The 23,717-nt window shown below is 33.1% G+C and carries 16 protein-coding genes; 4 read left to right on the forward strand and 12 right to left on the reverse strand.

The window, feature by feature from the left end:
* Positions 1-46: 46 nt before the first annotated feature.
* Entirely contained in the window at positions 47-982 is a 936-nt protein-coding gene (locus DB891_RS11560; protein ID WP_116763699.1) for a malate dehydrogenase, read from the forward strand.
* 224 nt (positions 983-1,206) lie between these two features.
* On the forward strand, positions 1,207-4,176 hold the full coding sequence (gene secDF / locus DB891_RS11565; protein ID WP_116763701.1) for a protein translocase subunit SecDF: 2,970 nt from the start codon (positions 1,207-1,209) through the stop codon (positions 4,174-4,176).
* 848 nt (positions 4,177-5,024) lie between these two features.
* On the opposite strand, the gene DB891_RS11570 is transcribed toward secDF, so the two are convergent.
* The 6 genes from DB891_RS11570 to DB891_RS11595 form a co-directional block, all read right to left on the reverse strand.
* Positions 5,025-5,795: a type IV pili methyl-accepting chemotaxis transducer N-terminal domain-containing protein gene (locus DB891_RS11570; protein WP_116763703.1), complete on the reverse strand. Its 771-nt coding sequence runs from the start codon at positions 5,793-5,795 to the stop codon at positions 5,025-5,027.
* 446 nt (positions 5,796-6,241) lie between these two features.
* The gene (gene lgt / locus DB891_RS11575) at positions 6,242-7,168 is read right to left on the reverse strand and encodes a prolipoprotein diacylglyceryl transferase (protein WP_116763705.1); all 927 of its coding nucleotides are present in this window, start codon (positions 7,166-7,168) and stop codon (positions 6,242-6,244) included.
* A 78-nt stretch (positions 7,169-7,246) separates the two neighbouring features.
* Positions 7,247-7,534: a membrane protein insertion efficiency factor YidD gene (yidD, locus tag DB891_RS11580; RefSeq protein ID WP_223256094.1), complete on the reverse strand. Its 288-nt coding sequence runs from the start codon at positions 7,532-7,534 to the stop codon at positions 7,247-7,249.
* Positions 7,535-7,672: 138 nt separating this feature from the next.
* Complete coding sequence (gene cysS, locus DB891_RS11585) at positions 7,673-9,151, reverse strand: cysteine--tRNA ligase (RefSeq protein WP_116763707.1); 1,479 nt, start codon at positions 9,149-9,151, stop codon at positions 7,673-7,675.
* A gap of 145 nt (positions 9,152-9,296) precedes the next feature.
* Entirely contained in the window at positions 9,297-9,968 is a 672-nt protein-coding gene (gene folE / locus DB891_RS11590) for a GTP cyclohydrolase I FolE (protein WP_116763709.1), read from the reverse strand.
* A 197-nt stretch (positions 9,969-10,165) separates the two neighbouring features.
* On the reverse strand, positions 10,166-11,386 hold the full coding sequence (locus DB891_RS11595; RefSeq protein ID WP_116763711.1) for a pyridoxal phosphate-dependent aminotransferase: 1,221 nt from the start codon (positions 11,384-11,386) through the stop codon (positions 10,166-10,168).
* 126 nt (positions 11,387-11,512) lie between these two features.
* On the opposite strand from DB891_RS11595, the gene DB891_RS11600 reads away from it, so the two are divergent.
* The gene (locus tag DB891_RS11600; protein WP_116763713.1) at positions 11,513-12,844 is read left to right on the forward strand and encodes a PDZ domain-containing protein; all 1,332 of its coding nucleotides are present in this window, start codon (positions 11,513-11,515) and stop codon (positions 12,842-12,844) included.
* 57 nt (positions 12,845-12,901) lie between these two features.
* Here DB891_RS11600 and DB891_RS11605 read toward each other — a convergent pair whose 3' ends face one another.
* Positions 12,902-13,291 (reverse strand): DUF1573 domain-containing protein, encoded by a 390-nt coding sequence (locus tag DB891_RS11605; RefSeq protein ID WP_116763714.1) that lies wholly within the window; start codon positions 13,289-13,291, stop codon positions 12,902-12,904.
* Positions 13,292-13,451: 160 nt separating this feature from the next.
* Between DB891_RS11605 and DB891_RS11610 the strand changes: the two genes are divergently transcribed.
* Positions 13,452-16,085 carry a valine--tRNA ligase gene (locus tag DB891_RS11610; RefSeq protein ID WP_116763717.1) on the forward strand — a complete coding sequence of 878 codons (2,634 nt, stop codon included), beginning with the start codon at positions 13,452-13,454 and terminating at the stop codon, positions 16,083-16,085.
* Positions 16,086-16,257: 172 nt separating this feature from the next.
* Here the strand turns inward: DB891_RS11610 and DB891_RS11615 are convergent, their stop codons facing one another.
* The 5 genes from DB891_RS11615 to DB891_RS11635 form a co-directional block, all read right to left on the reverse strand.
* Positions 16,258-17,355: a sensor histidine kinase gene (locus DB891_RS11615; protein ID WP_116763719.1), complete on the reverse strand. Its 1,098-nt coding sequence runs from the start codon at positions 17,353-17,355 to the stop codon at positions 16,258-16,260.
* Positions 17,345-17,908: a chemotaxis protein CheB gene (locus tag DB891_RS11620; protein ID WP_116763721.1), complete on the reverse strand. Its 564-nt coding sequence runs from the start codon at positions 17,906-17,908 to the stop codon at positions 17,345-17,347. The genes DB891_RS11615 and DB891_RS11620 overlap by 11 nt, the downstream gene beginning before the upstream one ends.
* Positions 17,909-18,008: 100 nt before the next feature.
* Positions 18,009-18,821 (reverse strand): CheR family methyltransferase, encoded by an 813-nt coding sequence (locus tag DB891_RS11625; protein ID WP_116763723.1) that lies wholly within the window; start codon positions 18,819-18,821, stop codon positions 18,009-18,011.
* Complete coding sequence (locus tag DB891_RS11630) at positions 18,822-22,889, reverse strand: response regulator (protein WP_116763725.1); 4,068 nt, start codon at positions 22,887-22,889, stop codon at positions 18,822-18,824. It lies immediately after the preceding gene.
* Positions 22,890-23,102: 213 nt separating this feature from the next.
* Positions 23,103-23,657: a PepSY-associated TM helix domain-containing protein gene (locus DB891_RS11635; protein ID WP_116763727.1), complete on the reverse strand. Its 555-nt coding sequence runs from the start codon at positions 23,655-23,657 to the stop codon at positions 23,103-23,105.
* Between the last annotated feature and the right edge of the window lie 60 nt (positions 23,658-23,717).

The raw sequence follows: 23,717 nt of genomic DNA on the forward strand, positions 1-23,717 counted from the left end.
AATACTGTATTTTTTTTAATTATAAATTAACAAAAAAACATATAAAATGAAAGTTACCATTGTAGGAGCAGGAAATGTGGGAGCATCCTGTGCAGATTCAATTTCTTATAGAGGAATTGCAAGTGAAGTAGTGTTATTGGATATTAGAGAGGGTTTTGCCGAAGGTAAAGCAATGGATATTATGCAATGTGCTACAAACACTGGTTTTAATACAAATGTTTCAGGTGTTACTAATGATTATTCTAAAACAGCAAACAGTGATGTGGTTGTGATTACCTCTGGGATTCCTAGAAAACCAGGTATGACCAGAGAAGAATTAATCGGGATTAATGCAGGAATTGTGAAAACAGTTGCAGAGAATGTATTGGTGCATTCGCCAAATTGTATTGTTGTTGTGGTTTCTAATCCAATGGATACCATGACTTATTTGGCTTTGAAATCAACAGGTTTGCCAAAAAATAGAATTATAGGAATGGGAGGAGCTTTAGATAGTTCTCGTTTTAGATATTATTTGTCTAAAGCGTTAGATAAACCGTCTAATGATATTTCGGCTATGGTTATTGGTGGTCATGGTGATACCACAATGATTCCGTTAACTCGTTTGGCTTCTTATAATGGTATTCCGGTTTCTCAATTTTTATCTCAAGAAGAGTTAGAAAAAGTAGCTGCTGCAACTATGGTTGGTGGTGCTACGCTTACTGGTCTTTTGGGAACATCTGCTTGGTATGCTCCGGGAGCTTCTGTTGCTTATTTGGTAGATAGTATATTGAATGACCAAAAGAAAATGATTGCTTGTTCTGTTTTTGTTGAAGGGGAGTACGGACAAAATGATATTTGTATCGGGGTACCTTGTATTATAGGCAAAAACGGAGTTGAAGAAATAGTTGACATTAAATTAAATGATGCTGAAAAAGCTGCTTTTGCAAAAAGTGCTGAGGCTGTTAGAAACATGAATGCTGATTTAAAATCGGTATTGGCATAATAAATTGGCGTATAAAAAAAGAAGGCTGCAGTATTGCAGTCTTTTTTTTGATAATAATCAATAAAAAATTGGTTAATCTTAGCGTTAATTATATATTTGCTCGGTTTAAAAAAAATGACATAAATCGTGCAGTTCTTTTTTGTTTTCAAAAATCGACGTAGTGGCTTATTTTATAGGGTTTAAAACAAAAATAAATAAATAAAAATAATTAATTTTTAGTAATAATGCAGAATAAAGGACTGATTAAATTTTTCGCAATTCTATTTGCGTTGGTGAGCATTTACCAACTTTCTTTCACTTTTGTCTCAAGCAAAATAAAAAGTGATGCAAAAACTTTTGCTGGTAATAACCCAGGGAAAGAAGTAAAATATTTGGATTCTATTGGTAAAGAAAAAGTTTTTAGCTTAGGTTTTACTGATTTTACATTCAATGAAGTAAAAGATAAACAAATCAACAAAGGTCTTGACTTAGAAGGAGGAATCAATGTGATTCTTCAAATCTCTGTTAAAGACATCTTAAAAGGATTATCTAATAAATCGAAAAATCCTGTTTTTAATAAATCTTTAGCTGATGCTACTGCAAATCAAAAAGGAAATCAAACGTATTTAGATGCATTTTTTGACGCTTTTGAAGCCAATTCTAATGGAACTGTAAAATTAGCGTCTCCAGATATCTTTGCAAACAGAAGTTTACAAGGTGAAGGTGGTGTTACTTTTCAAATGACAGATGCTCAAGTTAAGAAAGTAATCAAAAGAAAAGTTGATGAATCTGTTGAAAGTGCTTTTGGAGTATTGAGAAAACGTATCGATAAATTTGGTGTAACACAACCTAATATTCAAAAATTAGGGGAGTCTGGAAGAATTCTTGTTGAATTACCGGGTGCTAAAGATGTGGATAGAATCAAGAAATTATTGCAAAGTACTGCTCAATTAGAGTTTTGGGAAACGTTTAAAATTGAAGAAATTGGTAATTTTATGATGGCTGCCAATGAGTCATTGAAAAAAACTGAGATTACTAAAGTTGAAACTAAAAAAGTTGAAAAAGACTCGTTAAGTGCTTTGTTAACTGATGGTAAAGATTCTGTAGCTACGAAAAAAGGAAATAATCCTTTGTTTGATAAAATTGTTGCTCAAGGTGGTGGACCGGTTTTAGGTCTTTTCTCTCCAAAAGATACTGCTGTTGTAAACTCTTATTTTAAAAGAGCGGACATTAGAGTTTTATTGGCAGGTGATCAACGTTATGCAAAATTTGTATGGGGGATACCAACTACTATTAAAGATGATAAACAAAAAGATGTTGAAGTAGTTGAGTTATATGCATTGAAAGGAAATAGAGATAATGTTGCTTCAATGGGTGGTGGTGTTGTAACAGATGCTAGTGATACTTTTGATCAAATGGGTAAACCGGCTGTTTCTATGCAAATGAACAACCAAGGTGCAAAACAATGGGAAGAATTAACGGGTAGAGCTTATACTCAAAAAAGTAATATAGCTATCGTTCTTGATGATATTGTATATTCTGCTCCTGGGGTTTCTAGTGGACCAATTGCTGGTGGGAGATCTGAAATTTCTGGTTCGTTTGATGTTACACAAACTAAAGATTTAGCAAATGTATTAAGAGCAGGTAAATTACCGGCAGCTGCAGATATAGTACAATCAGAAGTGGTAGGGCCATCCTTAGGTCAAGAAGCTATTGATAATGGTACAAACTCAGCTATCATTGGATTGCTTTTAGTGTCACTTTGGATGATGATCTATTATGGTAAAGCAGGTTGGTATGCTAATATTGCATTGGCGGTCAACTTATTGTTTATGTTTGGTATTTTAGCAAGCTTAGGTGCTGTGCTTACATTGCCTGGTATTGCGGGTATTGTTTTGACTATGGGTACTGCAGTTGATGCGAATATCATTATATATGAAAGAGCAAAAGAAGAATTACGTGCTGGAAAAACACTTGATGAAGCGGTTAAAGCTTCTTATAGTTGGACAGGTGCTATGCGTTCTATCGTTGATGCGAACGTAACGCACATCTTGACAGGTGCAGTATTGTTTATCTTCGGTTCAGGACCAATCAAAGGATTTGCTACTACTTTATTAATTGGTATCGTTACCTCTTTGTTTACTTCTATCTTCATTGCTAGAATCTTTATTGATAAAAACATCGCAGGTAAAAATGACTTGTCATTTGTAACTAAATTTTCTAAAAATTTCTTTACTAATTTCCACTTTGATTTCTTAGGAATAAAAAAATGGACTTACGTTTTCTCTGCTGTTGTAACTATTGTTAGTATCGCGTCTATTGCAACTAATGGTTTTGACCAAGGTGTTGATTTCGTTGGAGGAAGAACTTTTCAGGTGCGTTTTGAAAAATCAATGCAACCTGAAGAAGTTAAAAATGAGTTGGCTACTGTATTTGGTAGTGCCGAGGTAAAAATATTTGGAGATGATGATCAATTAAAAATCACAACTAAATATAAAATTCAAGAAACAGGAAGTGCTGCTGATGAAGAAGTAAATAAAATGTTGTTTGAAAGCTTGAAAAAGCACTATTCTGCAGGAATTACTTATGATAAATTCATCAATGCTTATGATGGTAAAAAACTAGGGGTTTTACAAGCTTCAAAAGTTGGGCCTACTGTAGCTGAGGATATCAAAACAAATGCGTATTGGGCGGTTCTTGGAGCAATGGCAATTGTGTTCTTGTACTTAATGATCAGTTTCAGAAAATGGCAATACAGTTTAGGAGCAATCGCAGCGGTAGCACATGATGTTATCTTTGTATTGGGTGTGTACTCATTGTGTTGGAAATTCATGCCTTTTGGAATGGAAATCGATCAACACTTTATTGCAGCGATCCTTACCGTTATTGGGTACTCCATGAATGATACTGTTATTGTATTTGATAGAGTTCGTGAGTTTTTACAAGGAAAAACAAAAGGGACGTTCTCTGAGATCGTTAATAAATCTATTAACTCTACAATGTCAAGAACTATTAATACTTCATTGACAATGATTATGGTTTTGTTGATCATGTTCATCTTTGGAGGTGAATCAATAAGAGGATTTATATTTGCAATGCTTATCGGTATTATAATTGGTACTTATTCTTCATTGTTTATTGCTACACCAGTATTGGTAGATACGATTTCTAAAGAAGATAAGGTTAATGTTGAATTACAACATCAAGAAGCCTAGTTTAGAGTTTAATCATATTTCTAAAAAAAGGATTCAACGAAAGTTGAATCCTTTTTTTTATGCCTAGACTTGTCTGGCTTGTTCAGCGAAGTAGATATGGATTGTAAAACAACAACAGTCGATTTTAGAAAACTTACCAGATAAGTTCTTTCATAGATGTTGTTTTAACAACAACGCAACCCAGTTATGAGGTTGCTTTTGTTTGTTTTGTGTCTTACTGTGTGGGCACGGTTTGCAAAACCGCTATCGTACGAAAGAAAGGACCATCGGGGTTCAACGAAATTTGAATCCCTTTTTTTTGTAAAGTCTAGGTCGTAAAGCAATATCTTTTATATCTTAAAAGATTATTATTATCAACAAAAGTAGCTTAGTTAAGAGGTTTTTTTTTGTTTTTACTGCTTTATTGTTTTTATGAAAACGTGCTACTTCTATAAAAATCATCTCGGAAAAAGTCAGGAGACTCTTTTGCTATATTTACCATTTTCAAGAATTTTTTTAAAAAAAAAGCAAAGTTAGCGACGTTTGTGTATCCCGCACGACATACTTTTTGAAAAGCGTGGATGCGGACCGCAAAGCGCGTTGTCGTACACGAGAAATTTAGAACATATCTAGAACTTTTTTTTGAATTCAGTCATTAAAATTCAAACAGTGATACTTGAGATGGGAATTTTTATGGAGCTACACCAGAAAATAGTGTTTAAGAAAACTAATGAAAAATGGAATTTAATATAAGATAAAAGACGTCTAGTTCAAATAGAAGTAGACGTCTTTTTGGTGTCAAAAATAATTGATTGTGAGCTTGATACGGAGTGTTTGTTTTAAGATTTAGCTGTAATTGCGATAGAAATTTATTTACCTATCAATTTTTCATATTGACTGGTAGTTTTGTTAAAATCGTTGGTCATTGTATTTGTAGTCACATAAATTACAGACGGCATAAGTTTGTTGCTTTTTAAGTCAAATCCCGTTTTAGAAAAAGACCAAGTCGATTTGATCTTAGTAAGGGTTTCCGTAATTTCAGGATAGTTCTCCGATTCATCAATTAGAAATTTTAAATTTTCTTCATAATCAATTACTGTTGCATCAAAAATTTTGATTAAGTCATGATAAGGGACTTTCCAATAGTAAGCTGCGTAAAACATCCCTAATCTTTGAGAAAGCATACGTTGTTTACCTGATACGTTAGTCAACTTTGTGTTTTTTACATTTCCATATTCCTGAATTTTTTCAACTACATTGTCGCAGGCATTCATCAACATCGTTGCATCCATTATAATTTGAGAAGCATTGTTAACATCTGGAACATTTGCTACATCTATACGGAATTTAACCCATATGGTGTTAACCATTTTTAAAGCATCCTTTACTTCTTTATTTGGAGCATATCCTATTAAAGTATTGTATTGCTCTTCAAATATTGAAATTGACTCGTCAATTTCTTTAGTGGTATTCTCAATCTTAACTCCAGCTCCAATCATCATGTAATCTTTAGCCATACGTTGGGTTAACATGCGTTGTCTTCCAGCTTGATTAATGGCTGATCCCAGGCTAATATTTTGACAGTTTGCTGTTATTGAAAAAAATAATGTAAAGACTAATACGCTTATTCTAACTTTCATGATTTAATTTTTAAAGTGAGATACGAAATTACGCACATTTGTTTTTATGAAATATGATGTGTGTCATTTGAAATGTACTTTATTTTTTATAAGGAATAGGTTAGTATTTGTTTCTTAACATTAGGATGTGTTTGTTTATAAGGCTGAAATTACTCCATTTAAACCCGCTGCGCATTCTATGATAAAAGACAGCCGACTTTTGCCCTGAATAACTCAGAAATTCAATACTTTTTCTTTATATGCCGAAAAAGGTTGTACCCTAAAGATAGAAAAAGAAAAACTACAAAATAACAAGTCTGTTACTTTGTAGTTTTTTTATAAATATTTGAAAAGTATACAATTCTAAAGAGATTCAAGAACAAAGGCTGACATATTTGTGAAGTTCATATTGACAAATTTATCTAGACTTAGAAGAGCGAGTTATTTTTATATTGTAATAAACTTAATTAATTTACACTCGTTTTCTTCGCAGTAAATACAAAATAAAAACCAACAAGTATAAAAGGAATGCTCAACCATTGTCCGGTAGATAACAATCCTAAAGCGTTTTCAAAGCCGCCTTGGCTTTCTTTTACGGATTCAACAACCATACGTACCGAGAATAAAAGCACTAAGAATAAGCCAAACAAGAAACCTGATTTTTTACGTGCATCTGTTTTCCAATACAAGAAAAACAATACAGCGAAAACAAAGATATAGCAAACTGCTTCATACAATTGTGCAGGATGTTTTGCGGGAACTTGTTCTAGTAAATTGGCATATTGAGGATTGGTTGCAATAGCATTGTAGGCCTCTTTTGGTGTTGGAAGTTGAGTTGAATTGACTGCTTCTCTAGGTGTAAAATGATCTCTCACAAAACGTATTCCAAACGAAGAGGTTGTTTCTTTACCCACAATTTCGGAGTTGAAAAAATTACCCAATCTCACAAAAATAGCTCCACTGGCAACCGGAATTACCACACGATCCAATATCCATAATAGCGGTTTTTGAAGTACTTTTTTGCTAAAAAAATACATAGCAACGATAATTGAAATAGCTGCTCCATGGCTTGCTAATCCTTGGTATCCTGTGAATTCGAATTTGGGACTGAATCGGAAAGGTAAAATGATTTCGGCTAGATTGTTGCGGTAGTATTCCCAATCGTAAAAGAAAACATGTCCCAAACGAGCGCCAACTAGAGTTGCTAGTACAGTCCATACAAATAAAGAATCTAATTTATCGATGGAGATGTTTTCTCTTTCAAAAATATGTTTCATAATGTACCAGCCCAATCCAAAAGCAATTACAAACATTAAGCTGTAAAAGCGAATAATGAAAAAACCTAAATCAATACCTTCAGAAGGATTCCAAACTATATTTAAAGCGTGTGTCATTTATATTTTATTTTTTTGTGAAAATACTATTTTGATTCGAGTAATTGTGTTAAGTAAAAGGTAAGAAAATTTCTTTTTTTAGTGATTGTGATTGCACTTCTTATTTTTTTTCTCCCTCTCTGGAGGAGAGGGCCGGGGTGAGGTTGGAACAGGATCATATCCTTTTCCACCCCAAGGATGGCAGCTCAAAATTCTTTTTATTCCTAAATAACCTCCGTAAAATAATCCATGAACTTGTAAAGCCTGAATCATATAAGTCGAACAAGTGGGCTCAAACCGACAAGCCGCAGGAGTAAATGGGGAGATTGCTCCCTGATAAAACCGAACGAGTAATACAAATGGGTATATGAGGATTTTTTTTAACATAGAGTGTTCAGTAATCAGTTTTTTAGTGATCAGAGCTAGCGGTACTTAATTAAATCGTTTTACTTCTTTGAAGTTTAATGATGAATTTTAGTGTGTATTTATTAACCGAAACTTGCTTACTGAATACTAATAAACTGATTACTGAACACTAAAAGTTGTTCCTTCTTTTCCGTCTTTCAATTGAATGCCTAAAGCTATTAATTGGTCGCGAATTTGATCCGACAATGCAAAATTTTTATTGTCTCTGGCTTGTTTACGCATGCCGATAAGCATATGAACCACACCTTCTAATTTTTCAGTATTGCCGTTTGTTTTTTCTTCTTCTAGTCCCAAAACATCAAATACAAAAGCCTGCATTGTTTTTGTAAACAATTGTAAGTCGGCGGTGTTTAAAGTTTCTTTCTCGTCTTTTAATAAATTGATAAAACGAACACCTTCGAATAATTGTGCAATAAGAATTGGCGTATTGAAATCGTCGTTCATGGCATCATAACAAAATTGTTTCCAACTGGCGATGTCTAAAGTGCTGGTTGTGCTTGCTGATATCCCTTTTAAGGAATCCATTGCTTCCATCAATCTTTTATACCCTTTTTCCGCAGCAATAATAGCTTCGTCAGAGAAATCAAGGATGCTTCTGTAATGTGCTTGTAACATGAAAAATCGTGCTACCGATGCCGAAAAAGCTTTGCTTAAAAAAGCGTTATCTCCTGTCAGAATCTCTCCTGGTAAAATATTATTTCCAGTAGACTTTGCCATTTTTTTACCATTCAAAGTCAGCATGTTGGCATGCATCCAGTAATTTACGGGAGTGTGTCCTGTGCAAGCTTCGTTTTGTGCAATTTCACATTCATGGTGAGGGAATTTTAAATCCATTCCACCTCCGTGAATGTCAAAATGATTGCCTAAATATTTAGTACTCATCGCGGTACATTCTAAATGCCAACCCGGAAAACCATCGCTCCAAGGCGAAGGCCAACGCATGATGTGTTGCGGTTCGGCTTTTTTCCAAAGTGCAAAATCTTGTGGATTTCTTTTGTCTGATTGTCCGTCAAGATCGCGTGTATTAGCCAGCATATCTTCGATATTTCGACCGCTTAATATACCGTAATGATTGGTTTCGTTGAATTTAACCACATCGAAATAAACCGATCCATTGGCTTCGTAGCCAATTCCCTTATCAATAATGGTTTTTATAATTTCGATTTGCTCAATTATATGTCCCGTTGCAGTAGGTTCAATACTAGGTGGCAAAAAGTTAAAAGCATTCAGAATATCATGGAAATCGACCGTGTAGCGTTGCACCACTTCCATAGGTTCCAATTGTTCTAAACGCGCTTTTTTGGCAATTTTATCTTCTCCTTCATCCACATCGTCCACAATATGGCCTACATCCGTAATATTTCGAACATAGCGCACTTTGTAATCCAAATGCAAGAAGTATCTAAAAATCACATCAAATGACATAAAAGTTCTCACATTTCCTAGATGCACATTGCTGTAAACCGTTGGTCCACATACATACATCCCCACATTTCCTTCGTTGATAGGCGTAAATGTTTCTTTTTCTCCCGAAAGAGAATTGTATATTTTCAAGGTTTGTGTCTTGTATAATGGCATTTTTGTGTGATTAGAAAATGTGACAATTAATTAGTAAATTGTAGGTTTTGTATAAAAAAAACCATTAAAGAATTAAGAATTTAAGTTTTAATGTTGCTTAATTTCTTAATGGTTAAATGTTTTGGAATTGATATTTTGAAACAAATTAAAATTTAGTATCTAATTTGATATAATCCAAAAACTCTCTTTTTGTTTGAGGGTCCTTGAATTTTCCGCCAAATTCTGAGGTTACCGTACTGCTTTCAATATCTTTAATTCCTCTTGAATTTACGCAAAGGTGTTTGGCATCAATTACACAAGCTACATCTTCAGTTCCAAGCGCTTGTTGTAATTCTTGAACAATTTGCATCGTTAAGCGTTCCTGTACTTGAGGCCTTTTGGCAAAATGATCTACAATACGATTCATTTTTGAAAGACCAATAACTCTTCCATTCGAAATATAAGCAACATGCGCTCTTCCGATTATGGGTAATAAATGATGTTCGCAGGTAGAGTAGAGAGTGATGTTTTTTTCAACTAGCATTTCTCCGTATTTGTAATTGTTCTCAAAAGTAGAGGCTTTTGGTTTTTTTATTGGATTCAATCCGCCAAAAATTTCTTTGACAAACATTTTGGCCACACGATTTGGTGTGCCTTTCATGCTATCATCTGTCAAATCCATTCCAAGTGTTAATAGAATATTTTCGACATCTTTTTTTATTTTTTCAATTTTCTCTTCATCTGTAATGTTAAAAGCATCCTCTCTTACAGGATTATTAGCATTTGTACTGATATGATTGTCTCCTATTTCGTTTTGAAATTCTTCGTTATTTATCATTAAAAGGTACTATTTTTATGGGTGTCTATTTTTAAGGGGTAAAGATAATTAATAAAAAGGAAACATTTTCTATCGTTTCTGCTTTTAATTATATCTAAAATTTATCTTAGGATTGTTTGTGTTGATGCAAAAAATAAAAAGGCAATATCATTTTAGTGTTATTGCCTTTTTAATCTATAGGAATCCAGTAATTGTTTTTATGTACAAAGCAAAGTGCTTTTTTGTTTGGAATTGTAAATACTTAACCCTTTTTTTAAAATCTGAACCGCACTAATCAAGTCTTCTTTTTTTAATACATAAGCAATACGAATCTGGTTTAATCCCACTCCTGGAGTGGAGTAAAATCCCGCTGCTGGTGCCACCATAACCGTTTCACCATTCAATTCGTATTTTTCTAATAACCATTGGGCAAAATCATCTGCATTGTCAATAGGAAGTTGTGCAATGCAATAAAAAGCAGCTTTCGGAGTCTTTACGATTACGCCTTCTATTTTATTCAATTCGCTAATTAAAATATCTCTTCGTTCTTTGTATTCAACTATTACTTCGTCAAAATAACTTTGAGGTGTGTCAATTGCAGCTTCGCAAGCAATTTGTTCGATTGTTGGTGGGCATAAACGAGCTTGTGCAAATTTCATTGCGGCAGCAATAACTTCTCTATTTTTAGTTACCATACAACCAATACGTGCGCCACACATACTATATCTTTTAGAAACCGAATCAATCATGATTACATTTTGTTCGATTCCTTTTAGGTTCATCACAGAAAAGTGAAGGTCTCTTTCGTCATATATGAATTCACGATACACTTCGTCTGCGATTAAAAACAAATCATGTTTTTTAACCAATTCTCCCAGTTGTTTAATTTCAGATTCTGAATATAAATATCCTGTTGGATTATTTGGATTACAAATTAAGATAGCTTTTGTTTTTGGGGTAATTGCTTTTTCAAATTCTTCAATTGTTGGCAATGTAAATCCACTTTCAATAGTGGAAATTACAGGTACAACTTTTGCACTTGATTCTTCTGAAAAAGCACTGTAATTGGCGTAAAAAGGTTCAGGAATAATGACTTCATCTCCCGGGTCCATGATGCTTCCAAGAGCAAACAAAAGTGCTTCAGAACCACCTGTAGTTATCATTATATCTTCGTAACCTACTTTTACATCTTGTTTGGTGTAAAATTGGGCTAGTTTTTTTCGGTAACTTTCATATCCCTCAGAAGGGCCATACTCGATGATAGTTAAATCAATATTTTTTATCGCTTTGATTGCAATTTCGGGGCTTTTTATATCGGGTTGTCCAATGTTTAGATGATAAACCTTATGTCCCTTTTTTTTAGCCATGTCGGCATAAGGAGCCAATTTTCTGATTGGCGATTCCGGCATTCTTCGACCTCTGATTGAAATTTCAGGCATGATTGTAAAATTTGAAGTGCAAATTTGCAATTTATTTTTCAAATTAGCGGCAAGCATTGTGCCTATTTTGTTGTTTTTGTTATATTATTATTGTATAATTGATTAAATTTATAGAAACGAATTTAAATGAAAAAAATCGGCCTAATATTATTGATTTTAATAATAATGACACCTGTTTTTGCGCAGGATGATTTTGTTTTTGATAAGGGTATAGATAAAATAAGCATACCAATTAAAATAATTAACAATTTGGTTTTTATTCCTATAAAAGTCAATGGAGTAGAGCTTAATTTTCTGCTCGATACAGGTGTTGAGGAAATTATTCTTTTCAGTTTAGAAGATAATACTACTATCAAATTTTATAATTCAGAGAAAATAAACTTAAGAGGTTTGGGAAGTAAAGAGTCTATAGAAGGATTAAAAACCACAAATAATATTCTTGAAATTAACGGTTTGAAGTCGAAGAATCAGCTTATTTATGTTATTCTTGATGAGAGTTTTAATTTATCGTCTCAAATTGGAATCCCTGTTAATGGAATTATCGGATACCAGTTTTTTAAAGACCATTTAGTGAGTATAAATTATGCGAAAAAAAAACTGATGGTTTCTAAGAATAATGATGCAAATATCAATAAAATACGCAAGACGTATAATGAGATTCCAATTACTATTGAAAAGAATAAACCATATTTGTCAGCAAATGTTTTTATAGATGAAAAAAATGTGTTTGTGAAGTTGTTAATTGATAATGGGAATAGTGATTCAGTTTGGCTTTTTCAAAATTTATCGGATGATATAAATGTTCCTTCAAGAAATTTCGATGACTTTTTGGGTAAGGGATTTAGCGGGGACATAGGAGGAAAAAGAGCAAGAATTAAAGGTTTTTCTTTCGATAAATATAGCTTTCCATTGCCAATTGTTGCTTTTCCTGATTCTAGTTCCATAAAAAGTGTTCGCATGGTTGATAATCGGCTTGGTTCTGTAGGAGGTGGAATTTTAAAGCGATTCTCGGTTGTTTTTGATTATAAAAATGCGAAATTGTATTTAAGGAAGAATTCTGATTTTAATGAGCCATTCACCTATAATAAGAGTGGTTTAGAGATACAGCATCATGGGTTGCAATGGGTGCAGGAAACGGTAAAATTAGAAACAATTCCTATTTCTGGTGGGACTACTTTTGATTCAAATAGAGAAAAGGTAAAGGATAACTTTAAATATAAATTTAATTTAAAACCCATTTATGAAATTTCAAATGTTAGAAAAAATTCACCTGCAGAACAATGTGGTTTAAAAGTTGGAGATGTTATTGTTTCGATTAATAGATCAGCTGTTTATACTTATTCTTTGCAAAAAATAAATGAAATGTTTAGATTCGAAGACGACAAATGGATCAATTTTGAAATAGAAAGAAACGGTCAAGTAATGAAATTTAAGTTTCAATTGTTGGATATTTTGTAAAAAAATCGCTATTTTGAATTTGTCAATTAGCGGTTTTTCTCTAGAATGAATTTGTTTTTAATTAGAAATGACTTCTCCTTTAATTTTTAACGGTACTCGGCCTTCTTCGTAGTTCGTTGCATTCGTTTCAACTGTTATTGTTTTTCGTATTGGGCCAGGAACCATATTGTATTTTATTTCAATTCGATCGGATTTTCCGGGTAAAATAGGTTGGCTTGGTTTATAAGTTACCGTACAACTGGCTGTAGATTGAATGGCCATAATGGTTAATGGAGCGTTTCCGGTATTGGTAAATGTAAATTCCCGAATCCCATTGTCACTGTGTTTGTATATTTTTCCGTAATCTATAGTGTTCTCTGCCTGATGAAATTCAATTTTTGAGCCACTTTGAGCAAAGCCAATGCTGCTAGTCATTAGCATTACGATAAAAGTTGCAATTCTTTTCATTTTGATGTTTTTTAGTAGGTTAGTAAATATACCAACTTTTAATTAATGCACAATTTATTATTTCCCTTTTTATACTGTGCTTAATTATTTACTTTTGTCCTTTATATGAATAGCAAAAATCAAACCAAAGTATAATTTTGGTTTTAACAGTTACTTTTTTATGACAATTCCCGCACAATTTGATGCTAAAACTATCGAGAATAAATGGTATGACTATTGGATGAAAAATAATTATTTTCATTCGGAACCAGACCATAGAACGCCTTATTCCATTGTAATACCTCCACCCAATGTAACTGGAGTCTTGCACATGGGACACATGCTTAACAATACAATTCAAGATGTTTTGATTCGAAGAGCACGTCTCAAAGGTTTCAACGCTTGTTGGGTGCCTGGTACGGATCACGCATCTATAGCCACTGAAGCTAAAGTAGTAGCCAAATTGAAAGCCGAAGGAATCAATAAAAATGACTTAACGCGTGAAGAGTTTTTGAAGCACGCTTGGGAATGGACGGATAAATATGGTGGGGTAATTCTTGATCAATTGAAACAATTGGGTTGTTCTTGTGATTGGGAACGCACTAAGTTTACTATGGATCCGGATATGTCGGCATCTGTAATTCGATCTTTTGTGGACTTATACAACAAAGGATTGATTTATCGTGGTTACCGAATGGTAAACTGGGATCCCGAAGCCAAAACAACTTTGTCTGACGAAGAAGTGATCTATGAAGAACAACAAGGGAAATTGTATTTCCTAAAATATAAAATTGAAGGATCTGAAGATTTCCTTACAGTAGCGACAACACGTCCTGAAACTATTTTTGGGGATACAGCTATTTGTATCAATCCAAATGATGAACGTTTTACCCATTTGAAAGAAAAAAATGCCATTGTTCCTATTTGCGGAAGAGTGATTCCTATTATCGAAGATGAATATGTAGATATCGAATTTGGAACGGGATGTTTGAAAGTGACACCTGCCCACGATATGAATGATAAAACATTAGGAGAGAAACACAACCTTGAAATTATTGATATTTTTAATGAAGATGCAACGCTGAATAGCTTCGGATTGCATTATCAAGGGAAAGACCGTTTTGTGGTTCGTGCCGAGATTACTCAAGAATTAGAAAACAGTGGTGCTTTGGCAAAAACCGAAACGCATCTTAATAAAGTTGGAACTTCCGAAAGAACCAAAGCGGTAATTGAACCTCGTTTATCTGACCAATGGTTCTTAAAAATGGAAGATTTAGTAAAACCAGCGATACAATCGGTTTTGGTTGATGGCGATGTGAAATTGCACCCAGCTCGTTTTAATAATACTTATGCGCATTGGTTAAATAATATCCGTGATTGGAATATCTCTCGTCAATTGTGGTGGGGACAACAAATTCCGGCCTATTTCTACGGAGACGGGAAAGAGGATTTTGTGGTTGCCGAAACTATTGAAGAAGCTTTGGTTTTAGCGCAACAAACAACAAACAACAAACAATTAACCATAAACGATTTAAAACAAGACGTTGATGCTCTTGATACTTGGTTTTCTTCTTGGTTGTGGCCAATGTCGGTTTTTGGAGGAATTATGGATCCAGAAAGTGAAGATTTTAAATACTATTACCCAACGAATGATTTAGTAACGGGGCCGGATATTTTATTTTTCTGGGTAGCGAGAATGATTATCGCGGGTTACGAATATACAGGGAAAAAACCTTTTACGAATGTGTATTTAACCGGATTGGTTCGTGACAAGCAACGTAGAAAAATGTCTAAATCTTTGGGAAATTCTCCGGAGCCATTAGAATTAATTGAAAAGTTTGGTGCAGATGGTGTTCGTGTAGGACTGCTTTTGAGTGCTTCTGCCGGAAACGATATTATGTTCGACGAAGAATTATGCAACCAAGGAAAAGCATTTTCTAACAAAATATGGAATGCCTTCAAATTGATTAAAGGATGGGAAGTATCGGATTCGATTCCACAACCGGAATCTTCTAAAGTTGCAATCGAATGGTATGAAGCTAAATTGCAACAAACCCTTTTGGAAATTGAAGATAATTTTGAAAAATACAGAATTTCTGATGCTTTAATGGGAATCTACAAATTAGTTTGGGATGATTTCTGTTCTTGGTTCTTGGAAATGATCAAACCAGCGTACCAACAGCCGATTGACAGCGTAACTTTTGCGAAAGCGATAGAAATGTTGGAAAACAATATGAAATTATTGCACCCATTTATGCCTTTCTTGACTGAGGAAATTTGGCAAATATTGAAAGAAAGAACTACAGAAGAAGCATTGATTGTTTCGACTTGGCCAGAAATAAAACCTTTCAACGCGCAATTAATTGTAGATTTTGAAAGTACGATTGAGGTGATTTCAGGAATTAGAACGATTCGTAAAGACAAGAACATTCCGTTTAAAGATACTATCGAATTGAAAGTGGTGAACAACGACAAAGCTTCTACTTATTTTGATTCGGTTGTGACCAAATTAGGAAATATCACTTCGTTAGAATACGTTTCGGATAAAGTGGATGGGGCGTTGTCCTTTAGAGTAAAATCGAACGAATATTTTATTCCAATAAATGGAAACATTGATGTGGAAGCTGAAATTGCAAAATTAACCGCCGAGTTAATTTATACGCAAGGATTCTTGAAATCGGTTCAAAACAAACTTTCGAATGAGAAATTTGTTGCTGGTGCGCCAGAGAAAGTTTTGGCAAACGAAAGACAAAAAGAAGCCGACGCACTTTCTAAAATTGCTACGATTGAGCAGAGTTTAGTGAGTTTGAAATAATTTTTTTGCTTTTTGATATTAGACCCGACAGGTTTTTAAAACCTGTCGGATTTATTTTTGAGACTAAGCAGTGTTTGGTTTTATGGTTGATTATAAAATAAAAAATCCCAATTCTGATTCCGAAAGTATCGGTACAGAATTGGGATTTTTATTTTTCGGAAAATTATTTCAATTAATAGTCTTCAACAACCAGATCGGTTATTAAGAATTCGCTGCCGGAGTTCGGGATGTTGTTTATTTGGATATTCACATCATTTCGCTCAATCAATTTTTTTACTAAGCCCAAGCCAATTCCCGTACTGCTCTCGCCTCTGGATTTATTGCCTAAGGTCTGAAACATTTCGAATACCTTTTGATGGTATTTTTCATCAATGCCCGGACCATTGTCCTTAACAGACAAAGAGCGTTCTGTGGTATTAAACTCAATAATAATTTCTATGATCTCTTTGTCATTGTATTTTATGGCATTTGACACTAAATTTGACAGTATTTGGTGAATGGCTGGAGGCTGAAATAAAATGGTTTTATCCAAATTTACTTTTTCAATTTGAACGTTGCCCAACGGGTTTATGAGCTTGATTACCTTCTCAACAACAGCCAATAAATTGACATTTTCCTTTCCTTCATTATTTTGGACACACTTGGTGTAATGAAGCAAATCTTCTATTAGATTAGACATAATAGCCGTAGAGGTTTTAACCATCTCAAACATTTCAGCAGAATCCCCTTTAAGATTCAAAAGGTGATCTTCTTCAATTATTCCCAAAAGAATTTTGATATTTCCTAAAGGAGCTTTCAAATCATGTGCTAAAATGCTGCCAAACTGTTCTAATTCTGCGTTCTTTTCATGAAGTTTATTGTTTAATGATTTCAACTCTTGGTCGTAATCCCAAATTCGTAAAAAAGAATCCACTTTTTTGCGGGTTACCTCAGTAATTAAAGGTTTGAATAAAAAATCAATTGCTCCTAAGTCATACGCTTTATTCATATATTTTGGTTCATCGCTTATGGCAGTTACAAAAATGGTAGGAATAAAGGCCGTATCGGGATGATTTTTTACGATTTCCACAAATTCATATCCATCCATCTCTGGCATTTGAACATCAACAAGAATCAAGGATATTTTTTCTTTCAATAAAATTTGCAAGGCTTCCATCCCGGACAAACAGGTAATTATTTTTCTATCGGGATGCTCTAAAATACTTTTTAGGGCTATTAAATTTTGAGGCAAGTCATCTACGAGTAATACGGTATGTTTCTTAATAGCCATAGCTTTCTTCGTTTAAGTTTTTAATTATATTATTTAACGTTAACACTTTGTGATGCTCATAAATTCGAATTGCTGCTTTTGGCATCACATCAAATTCGGCTTCATTGCAATCCTGAACAATACTTTTGCCACCATTCTCGGCAATTAATTTTAGCCCTCTTGCACCATCATGATTGGATCCAGATAACAATATTCCGCTGCATTTCTCTTTCAAAACAGTTGAGAATGATTCAAATGTGACGTCAATTGAGGGTCTGCTATAATTTATTAACTCGGATGAGTCTAATGATAAATGCCGGTTTTCTTCCAGAAGTAAGTGATAATTAGCGGGCACTGTGTATAAATGCCCTTTTTTTACGATTTCTTTATCTTCTGCTTCTTTAACTTTGTAGTGGGAGTGTAGTTGCAAGTGTTTTTCCAGAGATGAATCGACATTTTTTAATCTATGCAGAATAACTACAATTGGTGTTTGTACCTTTTTATCCAACCCTTTGAGAATTGATAAAATGATACTAAAAGAACCCGCAGAACCGCCAATAATAATCATTTCCATATTATACCATTTAATTAATCCAAAAAAATGTTGGTATAATGCCGATATAGTATAAAAATAGTTCAATTTTCATTGGACTATATTGAATACATAATCGGTATTATTTTATTTTTTGATAAATTTTTTCCGTGCTATCAATTTCTTTAAATTTATCAAAAACACTGCTAAATCGTAAAGTTTCCTTTTTCCCTAAGGCCAAGAAACCATGTATTGGCAAACTATCATAAAACAGATTTAATACTTTATCCTGTAAATCTTCATTAAAATAGATCAGCACATTTCTACATAATATAAGTTGACACTCTTTAAAAACACCATCGGCAACTAAATTATGGCGAGTAAATAAGATCTCTTTTTTTAAATCTGAATTAATAATTGATTTTTTTCCATCAGAAATAAAATACTCATTTAGTGATTCTTTTCCACCACACGAAAAATAATTGTTGGAGTATTCCTTGAAACTCTTATTCGAGTAAATTCCTTTTTTTGATTTTTCAATAGCGTTTGAACTGATATCCGTGGCATACAATCTGGATTTATGCAATAAATCGAGTTCTTTTAAAAGAATAGCCAGCGAATACGTTTCTTCTCCAAAAGAACATCCGGCACTCCAGATATTTATTTTGGGGTAACTTTCTAAATAGGGAAAGACATTGGTTTTCAAAGATTTAAAAAAACTGGGGTCTCTAAAAAATTCACTGACATTGACTACGATTTCATTCAAAAACGTATTGAAATTTACTGAATTGTTTATTAATTCATATTTTAAATCAACAACGGATCCCATGTTTGAAATTTCCATAAACCGATTGATACGCCTAAGCATTGAAGCTCTAGAGTAGTCTGAGAAATCGTATCCATATTGCTTTTCTATCAGAAAAACAATTTCTTTGAGATCGTTAAATTCTATCATCTATTTGTAAATCCATATACTAATTAATGAAATAAGCTGTTGGATGTCGATTGGTTTTGATTGATAATCAGAAGCTCCTGCGTTTAATATCTCTTCTCTGTCTCCTTTCATTGCCTTGGCAGTTAATGCAATGATAGGGAGGTTTTTCCATTTCGGATTTTCTCTGATTTTTCGGGTTGCTTCATATCCATCCATTTCTGGCATCATAATATCCATTAATACAATATCAATGTTAGAATTATTATTAAGCATTTCAAGGGCTTCTATTCCATTAAAAGCAGTTAAAATTGATGCCCCTTTTGTTGCTAAAGCGCTCGATAAGGCATAGATGTTTCTAATGTCATCATCTACAATCAATATATTCTTGTCTTTAAGGATTTCTCCTGCCAATAAATTGGGTCCTGTTTTATATTCTTTTTTATCTGTGTTTTCAACCATATCCAAAAAGAGTACTAACTCATCTTTTAATCTTTCGGTAACATTGTGAGTTTTAATAACAATCTTATCGGCACTATTTTGAAGTTCTAATTCGTCTTCTTGAGTTAATGATTTTCCTGTATTTACAATTATATTAATGTCCTTGTTTTTTGATATTTTTCTTAGTGCCGATATATTATCAATGTTTTTAGAATCAGGTAATCCAATATCCATAATGGCACAATCTATATCGTCATTTTTTAGAATGTTTGCAGCTTCATTGAAAGTATAAGCTTGAATACAAATGACATTTCTATCACAATTATGAACCAATTCTTTGATTGAATAATTAAGGCTTACATCATCTTCCACAATCAAAACCTTTTTAAAAATCTTATTTATTTGAATGTCGATAGATGCAAAAGCACTTTTTAGTTTTTCTGTCGTTATTGGTTTGATCAGGAAATCAAATGCACCCATTTCTTTAGCCAATTTTTCTCTATTCATACCAGACATTACATGTACCGGAATATGTTGCAACTCCTTATCTTCTTTTAGCCATTTTAAAACAGTCCAACCATCAATTCCGGGTAATTTCATATCCAGAATAATTGCTTTAGGCTTGTATTTTTTAGCATATTGATAACCCGTTTCTCCTTGATAAGCAACAATAGCTTTAAATCCGTTATCATGAGCCACTTGTAATAGTACTTCTGCAAATGATGCGTCGTCTTCTATGATTAATATTGTTTTATCATCAATAGTTACCTCTTTTCTATCATCGTTTAAATTCTCTGTTAAATCCAAAGTGACATCTGAGGGTTTTGGTGTTTCTTCTGATTTCAGGTGATTTTTTTCAACCGAACCCATTACAGTTACATTTTTTTTAGAAACATTCGTTTGAAAAGTTGTCGGGATATACACGCTAAACATACTTCCCTTATTCAGTTCACTTTTAAAATCAACCTCTCCTCCCAAGAGTATCGCCAATTCTTTTGAAATAAATAATCCTAATCCTGTTCCGCCATATTTTCTACTGGTAGAACTGTCAGCTTGTTGGAATGTTTGAAATAATTTCTTTTTATTTTCTTCAGAGATACCAATTCCATTGTCTTCTATATGTATAGAAAGAATTTTATTTGGGCTTAATTTAGATAATGAGGGTGAAGCGAACTCATTCTTATCTTTGCATGAGGAAAAAACTAATGAAACTTTTCCTTTTTCTGGCGTAAACTTGAGCGCATTAGATAAGAAATTTTTAAGAATTTGTTCTAATTTTCCGATATCGGTATGAAGTTCTCTTGGGCAATCATCAGAAATACTGGTTGTGAACTCAATATTCTTTTTTAGCATCTGGACTCTAAATAACCCATCCATATCTGAATAAATCCTTTCAACAATTGATTCTTCTGGATAAACTTCAACTTTACCGGCCTCAATTTTAGAAATATCCAAGATGTCGGTTATTAAATTCAACAAATCTTTTCCGGAAGAATTAATGACCGAAAGATTATCAATTTGTGTATCGGATAAATTTCCCGCAGTGTTTTCTTTTAATAGATCGGAGAGAATTAAAATACTGTTCAAAGGGGTTCTCAATTCATGGGACATATTCGCCAAAAACTCCGATTTGTATTTACTGGCTTGCGCAATTTCCTCTGCTTTAAGGTTTAACTCTTCTTGTGCGGTAACTAATTCCTCATTTTTCAAACCAACTTCATTGTTTTTATATTCAAGTTCCTGTCCTTTTTCTTCTAAAAAAGCATTGGTTTGTTTTAATTCGGCAGCCTGATGTCTAAATTCTTCTTCGGATAATTGCAACAGCATAGTTTGTCGGCTCAATTCCTCATTGCTTAATCTGAGTTCTTCTTCCTGTACTTGAAGGATGCTGTTTTTTTCATTTATTTCCTCGGAAAATATTCGTAACTCTTCATTACGCATAAAAACTTTGATGGCGCTTCCAATTGAATCGGATATGGCTACCAATAATTTTTTATGGTTGTCATTGAAATTTTCAAACGATCCAATTTCGACAACCCCAATTACTTCTTCTTTGTATGATATTGGTGTTATTAAAACGTTGTAATACGGATATTCACCAAGCGAAGAGGCTATATGGGAATATTGGTTGGGTAAATTATTCAGGCAATTTTGTTGATTCATTTTTGCAACCTCCCCGACTAATCCTTCTCCCATCGCTATTACTTCGGGCGAGTTTTTGTCATCGGCATATCCGCCAATCTTGTGCAATTGATTTGTATTTTTAACACTCTTGCTAATGTAAAAATTAGCTTGGCAACCTTGAGTTTGTTTTACGAGGGTTTGGCAAATATTAGCTCCAAACTCATTCAAGTCTTTTGATTCTACAATTGATTTATTGACTTCAATTATGTTCTTTTCCATTAGACTGGTTTCTTTAGATTCTTTATCTAATCTATTGATTTCTAGCGACATGGTGTTTAGCGAGTTGTTAAGCAAATCGTTGGGGCTTCTTAAGCTAATTTTGGAACCAAAATTTCCCGAACTTATTTTTAACGCTAAATCGATTTGCTCGTTTATGGCGATTAATAATTCATTAAAAGAATGGCTTATGGTAATAAATTCGGCATTTCCGGAAAAAGTTGGTTTTTCAATAATCTCTCCATGGGATATTTTTTTTATCGATTCAGCTATTGCATTGAGGGAAGTAGATAAATTCTTAATCAGTTTATAAATAAGAACAAATGCTCCCAATAAAAATATGGATAAAATTGAAAATAATAGTACAATTGATTGTAATGCCGCCTGTTTTTCTTTATGGGCATAATCAAGAATAAATGCCAAATTATTTTTTTCTAATTCAGAGAATTTTGGAATTATAGTCGATGATTTTTTCCACCATACGTCAGGGGACATTTCTAATTTCTTTTCAAAAATCAAATCAGAATCAGTCTTAAATGAGGACAAACTACTTGAACTCTTAAACTCAAGTAAATCTTTGTTTAAAGTATTAAAATCGAAGTTAATTAATTTATAATCAACTCCCTTTTCATACTCTTTTGCTTTATAGAACAATTTTAATAGTGAATTGTCTAATTCTTCATTTTTTTTATCATCTATTAATCGTTGTAAAATAATCTCCCTTTTTAATAAGGCTGCTTCTTTTAATATTACATAATTATAATAATTGTTGGCTAATTTGGTTAATTCAGGAGACTTACAATTAATAATTTCTCTTTCAATTAAATTGTTTAAAATGTAATTAAAATGAGTGTATTTTATATAAGCGGTTTTTGGTGTCTCTTTTCCAAATTCAATATTGGATTGAAGATTTAATACGGAATTCTGTAACGATTTAAGGTTTTTTGAGATTACGGTATCCTTAATATGAGTTCTTAAGAACCATTCATTCGTTAATTGTTTCTCTAGATTAAACCGATTTTTTTTTGAAGCATCATAATAGGAATAATTATAAAATCCCCTTTCAACACTAATTTCGAATATTCCTCTGGAGAGGATAGATATATTCTTTATATTTTCTGAACTGGAATCAATATCCTTATAATGGTCTAAAGAGGAATTAATATTGGATACTGTCATATAAATTAATCCCGATATGGGTATTAATAAGACTAAAATCAACTGCGACTTAATAGATAAATATTTCCACATAGTTTTAGGTTTTGATAGACCTAAGTTACTGTTTTTATGATTAATATGGTTAAAAAAGCAAAAAATATTACTTTGTCGATGTTTTTTGCAATCTACAATGTGGGAATCAGTTTTTATGTTGCCGTTTTGTGATTCAGGCCGGGGTATTTTTTTTAAGATAAAAAAACCTCGTCTATTTCTAAACGAGGTTTCTAACTTTATTGAAAATGGAATTTAACTCAACATAAACAAGAATAATAAAGGAAATAGAATCCCAGCCAAAGCCAGTTTCCAGCCTCGGTGTTTGAAACTAAATTTACTGGCCGACTTTATCATTATGGCTCCAGTTATGGCAATAGTAATTAAACTCAAAGCAAAAATATCAGAGTAATAAATCCAAAAATCGGAAGTGCTTTTGTGCAGTTTCATAGTCTGGCTGATAATGGGCGTTTTTAGGAAAGATACGATTTCCCCTTTTCCAGTTTTCATGTCAATTTCCACATCATGGTTTTCAAAAGAGATTTTAAATGTTCCTTTTTTTACCATGTGGCGTCTCATTTTGTCGTCAACACCCAATTTTTTACCTAAATCTTCGGCAAATTTTTCGTTTATTTTGCTTTCTTCCGGTAGTTTTACTTCGATTGCTTTGGTTTCGGTAGTGTATTTTTCAGGATGCCAATGTTCGCGATGGTTCATTAAAATTCCTGAAAAGGAAAATGATATGATTAACCCAATATAGAAATAGCCTAGGTCACGATGTAGGTTTCTAAGGAGCTTAGTTTTTTTCATGTAAATTAATAAGATTTAAATTGAGTTTAAAATGTGTTAGAAGCATTTTTAAATTAAAGG

This window comes from Flavobacterium laiguense (assembly GCF_003097655.1).
In the GTDB taxonomy this organism is placed as follows: domain Bacteria; phylum Bacteroidota; class Bacteroidia; order Flavobacteriales; family Flavobacteriaceae; genus Flavobacterium; species Flavobacterium laiguense.